Origin of the sequence: Streptomyces sp. NPDC046716, from assembly GCF_040645755.1 — a bacterium.
In the GTDB taxonomy this organism is placed as follows: Bacteria; Actinomycetota; Actinomycetes; order Streptomycetales; family Streptomycetaceae; genus Streptomyces.
Map to the genome: position 1 here is coordinate 61,762 of NZ_JBEYYU010000011.1, position 12,663 is coordinate 74,424.

Here is a 12,663-nt window from a genome sequence, read left to right on the forward strand (position 1 = left end):
TCTAGTGTGCGAGCGCCTGCCACACCGCGATGGCGATGGCGCCGACCGCGGCCAGCGCGGCGACCGTGGGCAGCGGCCAGCGAGTGTTCTCCAGCGCGGTGATCCGCGCGCTCAGGTCGTCGTGATCCTTGACGGTCTGGTCGTCGCGATGGGCGAGCAGGGCCAGTTCACCGTCGATACGGGTCAGTCCGACCTCGAAGACGCGGCGTAACTCTGCGAATTCTTCCGAGACCACGGGATGCTCCGGGTCGGTGGTCACTAGTCCGCTCCTTTCCGTAGTCGGCGCATCCGTGTTGTGCGCAACGGAAGTCAACTCGCCTGGTGGACGCGGCGGGAGCGTGTGCGATGGGCATATGCGAGCAATGCGCACGCACCCCGTGCGAAAGGAACGGGCCCGGTGTTCCGAAGAACACCGGGCCCGCTGTACGGATACGCTGAGTGATTCCTGGACGTCCTCAGGCGTACGTGTAGAAGCCCGATCCGGACTTCCGGCCGAGCCGGCCCGCGTCGACCATCCGCTGCAGCAGCGGGGGAGCGGCGTACAGCGGCTCCTTGTACTCGGCGTACATCGAGTCCGCGATCGAGGCGATCGTGTCGAGGCCGATCAGGTCGGACAGCTTGAGCGGGCCCATCGGGTGGGCGCAGCCCAGCTCCATGCCGTTGTCGATGTCCTCGCGGCTGGCGATGCCGGACTCGAACATCCGGATGGAGGAGAGGAGGTACGGCACGAGGAGGGCGTTCACCACGAAGCCCGAGCGGTCCTGGGCGCGGATCGCGTGCTTGCCGAGGATCTTCTCGACCAGCGCCTGGGCGCGGCTGATCGTGCCCTCGGACGTGGTCAGGGCCGGGATCAGCTCGACCAGCTTCTGCACCGGGGCCGGGTTGAAGAAGTGGATGCCGATGACATGGTCCGGGCGGGACGTCGCCACGGCCAGCTTCACCAGCGGGATGGAGGAGGTGTTCGAGGCGAGGATCGCGTCGGGACGCGTCACGACCTGGTCGAGGACCTGGAAGATCTCGGTCTTCACCTGCTCGTTCTCCACGACGGCCTCGATGGTGAGGTCGCGGTCGGCGAACTCGCCGAGATCCGTGGTGAAGGTCAGCCGGGCCTGCGTCTCCGCCAGCTCGGTCTCGGTGATCTTGCCGCGCTCGGCCGCCTTCGCGAGGGAGTTGAGCAGCCGGGTGCGGCCGATCTCCAGGGCCTCGCCGGTGGTCTCCGCGACCATCACGTCGAGGCCGCTGCGGGCGCAGACCTCAGCGATGCCGGCGCCCATCTGGCCACAGCCCACCACTCCGACGCGTGTGATGTCAGTCAAGGCGTCCGTCACCTCGTGCCTTTCGATGATTCGTCTCCCGGGATTCCGGGTCTGCACGTTACCCCGTGCTCATGAGAGGGGTGGAGTCCGGGTTAACGGCTGTTTATATAGAGGCTCACAGTTGCACGGGAATCTGGGGGGATCCATGGGACGTATGTCACGCCGGGCCTTCACGCTGGGGGCGGCGCTCACGCTGGCCGGGGTGACGGCCGGGGACGCGGTGGCCGGGGACCCCGTGCCGCGGCGCGGGCCCGCGCTGCGGGGGATGTGGCTGGCCAGCGTCGCGAACCGGGACTGGCCCTCGAAGCCCGGCCTGACCGCCGCCGGGCAGCGGGCCGAACTCCTCGCCCACCTCGACACGGCCCGGGCCCGACGGCTGAACGCGGTGATCTTCCAGGTGCGCCCGGCCGCCGACGCGCTGTGGCCGTCCCCGCACGAACCGTGGTCGGAGGTGCTCACCGGGGTCCAGGGCAAGGACCCGGGCTGGGACCCGCTGGGCACGGCCGTGACGGAGGCGCACCGGCGCGGCCTCGAACTGCACGCCTGGTTCAACCCGTACCGCGTCGCCAACCACACCGACCCCACCCGGCTCGTGCCCACGCACCCGGCCCGGCTCCACCCGGACTGGATCGTGCCGTACGGCGGGAAGCTGTACTACAACCCGGGGCTGCCCGAGGTCCGCCGGTTCGTCCAGGACGCGATGGTCGACGCGGTGAAGAAGTACGCCGTCGACGCCGTCCACTTCGACGACTACTTCTACCCCTATCCCGTGCCCGGCCAGACCTTCGACGACGACGCCGCGTTCGCCGCGCACGGCGCCGGGTTCGCCGACAGGGCGGCCTGGCGGCGGGACAACATCGACCGGCTCGTGCGGGAGATGGGACAGCGCGTCAAGAAGGCGCGGCCCGGGGTGCGGTTCGGGATCAGCCCGTTCGCGGTGTGGCGCAACAGGGCGACGGACCCGCGCGGCTCGGACACCACGGCGGGCGTGCAGACCTACGACGACCTGCACGCCGACACCCTCACCTGGGTGCGGGAGGCGCGCATCGACTACATCGTGCCGCAGGTGTACTGGAACATCGGCTTCGCGGCCGCCGACTACGCCAAGCTCGTGCCCTGGTGGGCCGACGCGGTGCGGGGGACCGGGGTGCGGCTGTACATCGGTGAGGCGCTCTACAAGGCGGGCGATCCCGCTCAGGGTGCCGCCTGGCAGGACCCGGCCGAGCTGTCCCGGCACCTCACGTTCGCGGACAGTTTCCGCGAGGTGCGCGGGCACGTCTACTTCTCCGCCAAGGAGGTCGGCGAGGACCGGATCGGGGCGATGGCCCGGGTCGTCGCCGACCACTACGGCCGCCGGGTCACTCCGGATTCCTGAGCGGCCTTACGACCGAGTCCGGGCCCGGCGACATGATGGCCTCGTGGCCGTCCTCGAAGCGGACCCGGAACGGCGGCGAGCCGTTCGCCCCGAGGACCTCGACGATCTGGGCGATCCGGTCGCGCTGCCCGACGATCCGGCCGTGCACCAGGAGCTGATCGCCAACGGATGCGTACATCAGGAGTGCCCCCTCGCCCTGCCTGTGTTGGCGGCAAGTCTACTGCGGGGTAGGCAAGTTGGACCCTTTTGTGACGCCGGGACACGACCTAGCCGCGGGTCCGCTGGGTGACGGCGATGCACACCAGGACCGCCGCGGCGGTGACCGGTGCCGCCACCGGCAGGGTCTCGCCGAGCAGCACCACGGACCAGACGAGCGTCAGCAGCGGCTGGGCGAGCTGGAGTTGACTGGCCTTGGGGATGCCGATGAGGCTCATGCCCTTGTACCAGAGGAGCAGGCCGAGGAAGGTCGAGACGGCCGCCACCCAGACGAGGCCGATGACGGCGTGCGCGGTGAGGCGCACCGGCTCCGCCGACAGCGCGACGCCCGCCCCGGTCACGGTGACCGGCAGGCACAGCACCAGCGCCCACGCGATGACCTGCCAGCCCGGCATGTGCCCGGCCAGCCGGCCGCCCTCGGTGTACCCGGCGGCGCAGACCAGCAGGGCGCCGAAGAGGTAGACGTCGGCGCGGGTCAGCGCGCCGCCGCTCTGCTGCACGGTGAACGCGACCACCGCGGCGGCGCCCGCGCACGCCGCGATCCAGAAGGTCCGCGAGGGCCTGGCCCCGGTGCGCAGCACCGAGTACGCGGCCGTGGTCAGCGGCAGCAGGCCGACGACCACGGCGGAGTGCGCGGTCGTCGCCGTGCGCAGGGCGAGCGTCGTCAGCAGCGGGAAGCCGAGCACGACTCCGGCGCCGACGACGGCGAGCCCGCTCCAGTGGCGGCGCTCGGGCACCCTCACCCGCAGCACGAGCAGCCCCGCGCCCGCGATCACCGCGGCGAGCACGCTGCGCACACCCACCAGCGACCACGGGCCGAAGCCTTCGAGGCCCCACGCGGTGGACGGGAAGGTGAGCGAGAACGTGACGACGCCGAGCGCCGCGAGGAGGGTGCCCCGCGCCCGGCCCGACGGAGCGGCCGGGGGAGCGGCGACCGCTATCGGCTTCTGGTCGGTAGCGCTATTCTCAAGCTTCATGCAACACGGTAGCAGCGTCGAAGAATTGACGAAACGGTTGAAGAGCGAGCTGAACCGCTACTCGGAACACGAGAAGCTGCCGTCGAGCAGGGCGCTCGTCGAGCGGTTCCGGGTCAGTCCCGTGACGGTCTCGCGGGCACTGGCGCAGCTCGCCGCCGAAGGGCTCGTCGTGACCCGGCCCGGCGCGGGCGCCTTCAAGGCCGCCGTCCGTGCGGCGCCACCGGCCGGGGACACCTCCTGGCAGGAGGTCGCGCTGAGCGCCGAGGGCGCCACCGAGGGCGTACCGCGCACCGTCGACGCGTCCGGCGTCCTGGTCACGCTGGCTGCGCCGCCGCCCGGAGTGATCGAGTTCAACGGCGGCTATCTGCACGAGGTGCTCCAGCCCGGCGCCGCACTGGCCGCCGCGCTCGCCCGCGCGGGCCGCCGCCCCGGCGCCTGGGCCCGCCCGCCCGTCGACGGACTGCCCGAGCTGCGGGAGTGGTTCGCGCGCGGCATCGGCGGAGCCGTCACCGACGCCGAGGTGCTGATCACGTCCGGCGGGCAGTCGGCGCTGGTCACCGCCCTGCGCGCGCTCGCTCCGCCCGGGGCGCCGGTGCTGGTCGAGTCACCCACCTACCCCGGCATGCTGGCGATCGCGCGGGCCGCCGGACTGCGGCCCGTTCCGGTCCCGGTCGACCGCGACGGGGTCCGCCCCGACCTCCTCGAACAGGCCTTCAGGGCGTCCGGTGCCCGGCTCTTCGTCTGCCAGCCTCTGTTCCAGAACCCGACCGGCGCCGTGCTCGCCCCGGACCGCCGCCCCGAGGTGCTGCGGATCGCCCGCGCGGCCGGGGCCTTCGTCGTCGAGGACGACTTCGTGCGCCGCCTCGCCCACGAGGACGCGGGACCGCTGCCCGGGCCGCTGGCCGCCGACGACGCCGACGGAGTCGTCGTGCACGTGTCCTCCCTCACCAAGGCGACGTCACCGAGCCTGCGGATCGGGGCGCTCGCCGCGCGCGGACCGGTCCTGGAGCGGCTGCGCGCCATCCAGGTCGTCGACCACCTCTTCGTGCCCCGCCCGCTCCAGGAGGCCACCCTCGAACTCGTCGGCTCGCCCGCCTGGCCGCGCCATCTGCGCACCGTGGCACGGGAGTTGAGGGGTCGTCGCGATCTGATGGCCGCCGCCGTCGCCGAGCGGCTGCCCGAACTGATGCTGCCGCACATCCCGGCCGGCGGCTACCACCTCTGGGCGCGGCTGCCCGACGGCACGGACGAGCGCGAACTGGTCACGGGCGCGCTGCGGGCGGGCGTCGCGGTCGCCCCGGGCCGCCCGTACTTCCCGGCCGAACCACCGGCCCCGTACCTCCGGTTCGGCTTCGTGGCCGTGGCGAGCACGGCCGAGATCACCGAGGGGGTGCGGCGGCTCGCGACGGCCTGGGACGAGCGGAAACCGGATCGACCGGACCCGCTGTGACGTGCGACGATCCCGCCCATGTCAGCAACCTCCGTACCCGCGTCCGAATGTCCCGACGGCTACGAGATCTCCGTCGACCCCGCGCGCATCGACGCCGCCCGCGTCCACCACTGGCTGTCCACCGACGCGTACTGGGCCAAGGGCCGCACGCGCGAGACGCAGGACGGCGCGATCGCCGGCTCCCTCAACTTCGGCGCGTACGACGCCGCTTCCGGGGAGCAGGTGGCCTACGCGCGGGTCGTGACGGACGCGGCGACCTTCGCCTGGCTCTGCGACGTCTACGTGGACCGGTCGGTACGCGGCAAGGGCCTCGGCAAGGCCCTCGTCGTGGCCGTCCGCGACCACCTCGGGCCGCTCGGCGTCCGCCGCGTCCTGCTGGCCACCAGCGACGCGCACGGCGTATATGAGCAGGCCGGCTTCCAGCCGCTGCCGGAGCCGGCCCAGTGGATGGTGCACTACTACGACCCGGCCGTACGCTCCTGATCCCGCCGCCCGCACCTCGCCGCCTGTGCCCCGTCTGCTGTGAACCGGGAGTGAACCCTTGACCGGTACTACCGGCCGGTTACACGATCGGGTATGCAGCTCAGCGTCACACTCCTCGCGGCCGCGCGCAGCTCCTCGCTGCTCACCGAGCGCTTCGACGACGACCGGCCGCTCGACCACGCGGGCTGGTACGAGGTGCTGCGCGCGGCGCCCGGGTTCGGGCCGCTGGCGGCCGCCGAGCTCCGCTACTGCTCACCGACCCCGCGCAGCCGGGCCACCGGCGACGCGCTCGGGCTCTCCCCACTGGTCCAACCCGCCCTGCGCGACTGCGACATGGGCCGCTGGCGGGGCCGCACGCTGGCCGAGGTGACGGCCGTCGAACCGGCCGCCGTCGACCGCTGGCTGGCCGATCCGCGCGCGGCGCCGCACGGCGGGGAGCCGCTGCTCGCCTTCATCGCCCGGGTCGGCGGCTGGCTGGACACCCGGCCCGCCGACGACGGCACCCGGATGGTGGCGATCGCCGAGCCGTCCGTGGTCCGCGCGGCGCTCGTCTACGCGCTGAAGGCGCCCCCGTCGACGTACTGGAACATCGATGTGCCGCCGCTGTCGACGGCCGGCGTCATCGGCCGGCCGGGCCGTTGGAGCCTGCGGCTCGGCGCCGGTACTCCGTCGTGAGGACCAGGTCCTTCGCCGGGCCCTTCACCCGCCACACGGTCCGCCACCGCCCGGCGTCGTACACCGTGAACTCGCCCCGGTAGAGGTCCGCCGAGCACGGGTGGTCCGCCACGTGGTGGCCGGTGCGCAGGTCGAGGCCGTGGAAGAAGCGGCCGTCGGCGAAGCGCACGACGACGGTGCCGGGGACGTCGCCCGGCACGTAGAGCAGCGTCCGCTCGGCGGGCCGCGCCGTGCCCCGCCAGGTGAAGCTGCCCGACTCCAAGTGCCGCAGCGCACCCGGCTCCGCCGCCGTGGGGTCGGCCGTGAAGTCCGTCGTGCCGGTGAACGTGCCGGTGACGTCGTCGGCGAGATCCCGCACCGTCCGCTCCACCTGCCAGCTCCCGGCGAGGAACGCCGGCGCGTCGGAAACCGGCCAGTACTCACCCGTCACGTGCACCTCTCCTGTCTGCCGCCGCGCGAACCGTCGCCTCCCATCCTGCCCGAGCCCGCTCGTCACGGTCCGGCCTGGTCGAACGCCGCGATCCGGCGCTCGACGCGGTCCGTGCAGGCGGTGTCCCCGCACCCGCAGGAGAAGGCGGCCACGGCCGTGTCCCGGCCGTCCGGCGCCCAGGGGCGGGCGAAGAAGCCGTTGTACTGGGCGACGACCGCTTCGTTGGCCTCGCGCAGCAGGGCCCGGCGTTCCTCCAGGCCGGCGGCGTGCGGGCCGGCGGCCAGCTGCCGGGCCCACCGGTCCTCGACGGCCCGCACGATGTCCGTGTCGCCGTCGACGCTGAGGAAGGGCGCCCCCGACGCGCGTACCTCGTCCTCGACTACCTCGGCGACGCGCCGGTAGAGGGCGAGCGGGCCGGGGCACAACTCCCTCTGCGCCAGCCGCTCTTCGAGGAGCTCCGGAGTCGGGAGCAGCCACAGCGCGGCACGGCCGGGGAGCGCGCGGGCCACGCGCGGGGTGACCACCGTGCCCTCGGCGATCGTGAGCGGGGCGGGCGGCAGGGACCGTACGTCGTCCACCACCATCGGGCCGCGTTCGTGGTGCAGCGCCATCGCGTACAGCTCGTCGACGGGCGCCGCCCAGCGGTCCGCGGGGGAGAGCCGCTCGAACCGCTCCGCGGCCGGAATCCGCTCGGCGAGCGCTCGGTCGCGGTGCGCCCAGGTGCGGGTGTCCGCGTGATAGCGGCGCAGTCCGTACCGGCGGGCCAGCCGCTCGGCGACGGTCGACTTCCCGGCGCCGGGCGGGCCGCCCAGCCACAGCACGTCCGTCATCCGCCTAGCCGTTCACGAACCGGATGCTGCCGTCGTCGTAGCGCGCCCCCGCGACCTGATCGGCCGGGGCCAGCGCCGCGATCTCCGCGAGGTCGTCGGCGGACAGGGCGAGGGTGGCCGCGGCGGCGTTCTCCTCCAGGTACTTCCGGCGGCGGGTGCCGGGGATCGGCACCACGTCGTCGCCCTGGTGCTGCACCCAGGCCAGGGCCAGTTGGCCCGCGGTGACGCCCTTGCGGGCCGCCAGCTCCTCCAGGCGGGACACGATCGCCAGATTGCGCTCCAGGTTGCCGTCGGCGAACCGCGGCTGGCCGCGCCGCATGTCGGTCGCGTCGAGGTCCTCCACCGACGTGTACCGCCCGGTGAGGAAGCCCCGGCCGAGCGGCGAGAACGGCACGAGTCCGATGCCCAGCTCCCGGCAGACCGGCAGGGTCTCGGCCTCCAGGTCCCGCGTCCACAGCGAGTACTCGCTCTGCAGGGCCGCGATCGGGTGGACGGCGTGGGCCCGGCGCAGCGTCGCGGGGCCCGCCTCGGACAGGCCCAGGTGCCGGACCTTGCCCTCGGCCACCAGCTCGGCCATCGCGCCCACGGTCTCCTCGATCGGGACGCTCCGGTCGACGCGGTGCAGGTAGTACAGGTCGATGTGGTCGACCCCCAGGCGCCGCAGGGACGCCTCGCAGGCCGCGCGGACGTAGGCGGCGTCGCCGCGCAGCCGGGTGGGCTCGCCGAGCCGGTTCACGAACCCGAACTTCGTGGCCAGCACGGCCTGTTCGCGGCGGCCCGGCGCGGCGAGGGCGCGGCCGATCAGCTGCTCGTTGTGGCCCACGCCGTAGAAGTCGGACGTGTCGAGGAAGGTGACGCCGAGATCGAGGGCGCGGTGGATGGTGCCGATCGACTGCTCGTCGTCCGCCGCACCGTAGGCGTGGCTCATGCCCATGCAGCCCAGGCCCTGGGCGGAGACGGTGAGCGAGCCGAGTCGTCGTGCGGGAAGTCCGGTCACGTGCTGCCTCCGTGGATGCGCCGCCGGGATGCGGTCTCGCCTCGACCGTAAGACCTGGAGTGCGCTCCAGGTCAACCGCGGCCCTGCGCCGAAAAGCGGATGCGGCGGCGCGCTCCGCCGCGTTACCGTCGATGCCATGAACGTCATCGGCCGAACCACCACCGCGACCGCGCGAGCGACCAGCTCGCCGGTTGCCGCCGCCTGACGACTTCACCTCCTCGGCGACCGGAAACGGTACGCCGATGACTTCCCAGGGCTCTTGGCCCCGCTCCCGGTGATCGCGCGCATCCGTCCTCCGGCGCCGCTCCGCACGCACACCCAAGGAGCCCCTCATGGACACCGAGCCCGTGGACACCGAGACCGTTCTGCGCACCTTCGTCGAGTACTTCGAGGAGCGCGGTCACCGCCGGATCACCGGGTCCACGCTGCTGCCGCCGCCCGGCGACCCGGTCCTGTTCACGACGTCGGGCATGCACCCCCTCACCCCGTACCTGGAGGGCCGCCCGCACCCCCTCGGCACCCGCCTCGTCAACGTCCAGCGCTGTCTGCGCACCACGGACCTGGACGAGGTGGGCGACCTCACGCACCTGACCGTCTTCGAGATGCTCGGCACCTGGTCGCTCGGCGACTACGGGCTGCCGCGCAGCCTGGAATGGGGGCACGGACTGCTCACCGAGGGCTTCGGCGTCGACCCGGGCCGGCTGCACGCCACCGTGTTCGGCGGCGACGGACGCAGCGGCCCCGACACCGGATCGCTGGAGACCTGGCAGCGGCTCGGCGTCCCGGTGGAGCTGACCGTCGACGACAACTGGTGGTCCGGCGGGCCGACCGGGCCGTGCGGTCCCGACTCGGAGATCTTCCTGTGGACCGGCGACACCCCGCCCCGCTCGACGCCCACCCGGGACGAGCGCTGGGTCGAGGTCTGGAACCACGTGATGATGCGGTACCGCGGCCTGCCCGACGGCTCCCTCGTGCCGCTGCCCCGGCGCAACGTCGACACCGGGCTCGGCCTGGAGCGGCTGGCCACGCTGTTGCAGGGCCGCACCTCGGTCTTCGACTGCGATGTCTTCACTCCGTGGCGGGAGCGGCTGCCCGGGCTGTGGGGTCCCCTGGACGAGACGTCGACACGGCTGGTCACCGACCATCTCCGCTCGGCCCTGGTGGTGCTCGGCGACGGCGTCGTCCCGGCCGCCACCGGCCGCGGCTACGTCCTGCGCAGGCTGGTGCGCCGCGTCCTCACCACGCTGTGGCGCGACGACCGCGACCGGCACCTCGGCGATCTGCCGGCCGAGCTGATCGAGCACACCCGCGACCACTTCCGCCAGGACACCGATCCCGAGCGGGTGCGCGGTGTCCTCCTCGACGAGGAGCGCCGTTTCCGACGGCTCCTGGACACCGGCCGCAAGGTGCTCGACCGGCCGCGCTTCCGCGGTCCGCTCACCGAGGAGGACCTGCACTACCTGCACGACACGCACGGCCTGCCGCGCGACCTCGTGCTGGGGCTGCGGGGCGGGCCCGAACCGCGGTAGCGGGCGGCGGCTACGCCGGTTCCGAGGCGAGCTGGATCAGGTTCCCGCACGTGTCGTCGAGGACGGCGGTGATCACCGGGCCCATCTCCACGGGCTCCTGGGTGAAGCGGACCCCGAGGGCCGTCAGCCGCTCGTACTCCGCCCGCACGTCGTCGACGGTGAACTGCGCCAGCGGGATGCCGTCCCCGACGAGCGCGTCGCGGTACGGCTTGACGGCCGGGTGTCCGGCGGGCTCCAGCAGGAGTTCCGTGCCGCCGGGCTCCTCGGGCGAGACGACGGTGAGCCAGCGGGCCCCCTCGCCCAGCGGGATGTCGTGCTTCTTCCGGAAGCCGAGGATCTCGGTGTAGAAGTGCTCGGCCTTCGCCTGGTCGTCGACGAAGACACTGGTCAGTTTGATCTTCATGGGGGTGCTCTCCTCGGGGCCGGACGTGTCGTGCACGAGCCACCGCTCGCCTGGCACCTGTCTATCAACCCGGCTCACCCTCGGGCGGCCAGCACCGCCGCGAGGCCCTGCTGGAGGTCCTTGACGAAGTACTCGGGAACCTCCAGCGACGGGAAGTGACCGCCGGTGCCGGGCGTGTTCCACCGGACGATGTTGCGGAACCTCTCCTGCGCCCAGGGACGCGGGCACTTCTCGATGTCGTGGGGATACACACTGAGCGCCGCCGGGACGTCGACCCGGAGTGCGGGATCGAGCGAGTCGTGGCTCTCATGGTAGATACGGGCCGCCGACGCGCCGGTCCGCGTCAGCCAGTACAGGGTGACGTCGTCGAGGATCCGGTCCCGGGAGATCCGCTCGAAGGGGCTGTCCTCGGTGTCCGACCACTCGGCGAACTTGTCGAGGATCCAGGCGAGCAGCCCGACCGGCGAGTCGACGAGCGCGTAGCCGATGGTCTGCGGCCGGGCCGCCTGCTGCTTCGCGTACGCCGCGCGGGGGCCGTCCCAGAAACCGCGGGTCTCCTCGGCCCACGCGCGCTCCGCCGCCGTCAGCCCGTCCGTCGTCAGCCCGGGCGGTGCCTGCGGGGTCAGGGTGTGGATCCCCAGCACGTGATCCGGGAACCTGCCGCCGAGGACGGTGGTGATGACGCCGCCCCAGTCCCCGCCGTGGGCGGCGAACCTGTCGTAGCCGAGCCTGCCCATCAGCTCCACCCACGCGGCCGCGATCTTCTCGGTGCCCCACCCGGGGGTGGCCGGTTTGTCGCTGTGGCCGAAGCCCGGCAGCGACGGGACCACGACGTGGAACGCCGGAGCGCCCGCGTCGCGCGGATCCGCCAGCTCGTCCACGACGTCGGTGAACTCGGCGACGCTGCCCGGCCAGCCGTGCGTCAGGAGAAGCGGAACGGCGTCCGCGCGTGCGGACCGGCGGTGCAGGAAGTGGATGCCCAGGCCGTCGACGGTCGTGCGGAACTGGCCGATCCGGTCGAGGCGCGCTTCGAACGCCCGCCAGTCGTACCCGGTGCGCCAGTACTCCACGACCTCGACGAGGTCGGCGAGAGGCACGCCCTGCGCCCATCGGCGAGGGCCGGGCGGGGCGCCGCGCACCGTCTCGGCCTCCGGCAGCCGCGCCGCTGCCAGGCGGGCCCGCAGATCGTCCAGGTCGGCGTCGGTCGCACGGGCTTCAAACGCTTGTACGTCACTGCGGGGACGAGGCATGAGGTCTCCTGGCCGTCGGGGAACCGGCCACGCCCTACCGTGAACCGGCTAAGACGGTTCTAGCAACTCTCGGAGCCCTGTCGCAACCGGCTAAGCTGGTTCCATGCGCGCCGGCTTCCCTGACTTCCGCCTCGGCCCCGTCCTCGCGACCAGCTTCACGGGGACGCTCTCGGAGCGTTTCGGCGATTCCGTGGAGCGCCTTCCCGTGCCGGAGCGGCTCGCCGACTGGCTGGCGGTGAGCGGGCTCGCCGTGGACTCCTGCACCGCGGACCAGCTCGCCCTCGCCCGGGAGCTGAGGGAGTCGATCCACGCCGCCGCGACCGCGGCCGCGCTCGGGGAGGCTCTCCCCGCGGCGGCCGTCCGGGTCATCAACGACCGCAGTGCCCGGGGCCGGGCCGCGGCGGTCCTGACGCCCGGCGGCGGGCGGCACTGGCGGCTCGGTCCGCAGTCTCCCGTCGAGGACGCCCTCGGCGTGATCGCCGCCGACGCGGTCGCCGTCATCGCGGGCGAGCGCGACGGAAAGCTGGCCCTGTGCGCCTCGCCGACCTGCCGGGCCGCCTTCTTCGACACCAGCCAGAGTCGCAGCCGCAGGTGGTGCGACATGAACACCTGCGGGAACCGCCAGAAGAAGGCGCGCTTCCAGGCGAGCCGCCGCAAGGCCCCCGATCCGGCGGAGTGACCCGCGGGCGCCCTCGGTGCACCGGGTGGGGCGCCCGTAAAGGTTGATTGCAT

The 12,663-nt window shown here is 73.0% G+C and carries 15 protein-coding genes; 6 read left to right on the forward strand and 9 right to left on the reverse strand.

Translation table 11 applies throughout. From position 1 onward, the window contains the following. Position 1: 1 nt before the first annotated feature. Positions 2-259, reverse strand: coding sequence for a hypothetical protein (locus tag ABZ930_RS11200; RefSeq protein WP_361545092.1), 258 nt, complete (start codon positions 257-259; stop codon positions 2-4). Positions 260-455: 196 nt separating this feature from the next. Further along, entirely contained in the window at positions 456-1,316 is an 861-nt protein-coding gene (locus ABZ930_RS11205; RefSeq protein WP_361545095.1) for a 3-hydroxybutyryl-CoA dehydrogenase, read from the reverse strand. Positions 1,317-1,461: 145 nt separating this feature from the next. Here ABZ930_RS11205 and ABZ930_RS11210 point away from each other — a divergent pair, with 145 nt between their 5' ends. Beyond that, positions 1,462-2,691, forward strand: a complete 1,230-nt coding sequence (locus tag ABZ930_RS11210; protein ID WP_361545098.1) for a family 10 glycosylhydrolase — start codon at positions 1,462-1,464, stop codon at positions 2,689-2,691. On the opposite strand, the gene ABZ930_RS11215 is transcribed toward ABZ930_RS11210, so the two are convergent. Next, the gene (locus ABZ930_RS11215; RefSeq protein WP_361545101.1) at positions 2,675-2,869 is read right to left on the reverse strand and encodes a DUF1918 domain-containing protein; all 195 of its coding nucleotides are present in this window, start codon (positions 2,867-2,869) and stop codon (positions 2,675-2,677) included. The genes ABZ930_RS11210 and ABZ930_RS11215 overlap by 17 nt on opposite strands. An 88-nt stretch (positions 2,870-2,957) precedes the next feature. After that, positions 2,958-3,884 carry a DMT family transporter gene (locus ABZ930_RS11220; RefSeq protein WP_361545104.1) on the reverse strand — a complete coding sequence of 309 codons (927 nt, stop codon included), beginning with the start codon at positions 3,882-3,884 and terminating at the stop codon, positions 2,958-2,960. On the opposite strand from ABZ930_RS11220, the gene ABZ930_RS11225 reads away from it, so the two are divergent. The 3 genes from ABZ930_RS11225 (at position 3,883) to ABZ930_RS11235 (ending at position 6,492) form a co-directional block, all read left to right on the forward strand. Then, complete coding sequence (locus ABZ930_RS11225) at positions 3,883-5,334, forward strand: PLP-dependent aminotransferase family protein (protein ID WP_361545107.1); 1,452 nt, start codon at positions 3,883-3,885, stop codon at positions 5,332-5,334. The two genes, ABZ930_RS11220 and ABZ930_RS11225, sit on opposite strands and share 2 nt — an antisense overlap. 18 nt (positions 5,335-5,352) lie before the next feature. Next, complete coding sequence (locus ABZ930_RS11230; RefSeq protein WP_361545110.1) at positions 5,353-5,817, forward strand: GNAT family N-acetyltransferase; 465 nt, start codon at positions 5,353-5,355, stop codon at positions 5,815-5,817. A gap of 93 nt (positions 5,818-5,910) precedes the next feature. Continuing rightward, positions 5,911-6,492, forward strand: coding sequence for a histidine phosphatase family protein (locus ABZ930_RS11235; RefSeq protein ID WP_361545113.1), 582 nt, complete (start codon positions 5,911-5,913; stop codon positions 6,490-6,492). Here the strand turns inward: ABZ930_RS11235 and ABZ930_RS11240 are convergent. The 3 genes from ABZ930_RS11240 to ABZ930_RS11250 form a co-directional block, all read right to left on the reverse strand. Beyond that, a complete protein-coding gene (locus ABZ930_RS11240; protein ID WP_361545116.1) occupies positions 6,437-6,922 on the reverse strand; it encodes a DUF6314 family protein in 486 nt (161 codons plus the stop codon). The two genes, ABZ930_RS11235 and ABZ930_RS11240, sit on opposite strands and share 56 nt — an antisense overlap. 62 nt (positions 6,923-6,984) lie before the next feature. Beyond that, positions 6,985-7,752 carry an AAA family ATPase gene (locus tag ABZ930_RS11245; RefSeq protein ID WP_361545118.1) on the reverse strand — a complete coding sequence of 256 codons (768 nt, stop codon included), beginning with the start codon at positions 7,750-7,752 and terminating at the stop codon, positions 6,985-6,987. 4 nt (positions 7,753-7,756) lie between these two features. Then, positions 7,757-8,749, reverse strand: a complete 993-nt coding sequence (locus ABZ930_RS11250; RefSeq protein WP_361545121.1) for an aldo/keto reductase — start codon at positions 8,747-8,749, stop codon at positions 7,757-7,759. 347 nt (positions 8,750-9,096) lie between these two features. Between ABZ930_RS11250 and ABZ930_RS11255 the strand changes: the two genes are divergently transcribed. Then, a complete protein-coding gene (locus ABZ930_RS11255; protein ID WP_361545355.1) occupies positions 9,097-10,278 on the forward strand; it encodes an alanine--tRNA ligase-related protein in 1,182 nt (393 codons plus the stop codon). A gap of 10 nt (positions 10,279-10,288) precedes the next feature. Here ABZ930_RS11255 and ABZ930_RS11260 read toward each other — a convergent pair whose 3' ends face one another. Both ABZ930_RS11260 and ABZ930_RS11265 read right to left on the reverse strand, forming a co-directional pair. After that, a complete protein-coding gene (locus tag ABZ930_RS11260) occupies positions 10,289-10,681 on the reverse strand; it encodes a VOC family protein (RefSeq protein ID WP_361545124.1) in 393 nt (130 codons plus the stop codon). A 74-nt stretch (positions 10,682-10,755) separates the two neighbouring features. Further along, entirely contained in the window at positions 10,756-11,931 is a 1,176-nt protein-coding gene (locus tag ABZ930_RS11265) for an epoxide hydrolase (protein WP_361545127.1), read from the reverse strand. A 103-nt stretch (positions 11,932-12,034) separates the two neighbouring features. Here ABZ930_RS11265 and ABZ930_RS11270 point away from each other — a divergent pair, with 103 nt between their 5' ends. Continuing rightward, positions 12,035-12,610 carry a CGNR zinc finger domain-containing protein gene (locus ABZ930_RS11270; RefSeq protein ID WP_361545130.1) on the forward strand — a complete coding sequence of 192 codons (576 nt, stop codon included), beginning with the start codon at positions 12,035-12,037 and terminating at the stop codon, positions 12,608-12,610. Positions 12,611-12,663: the final 53 nt, after the last annotated feature.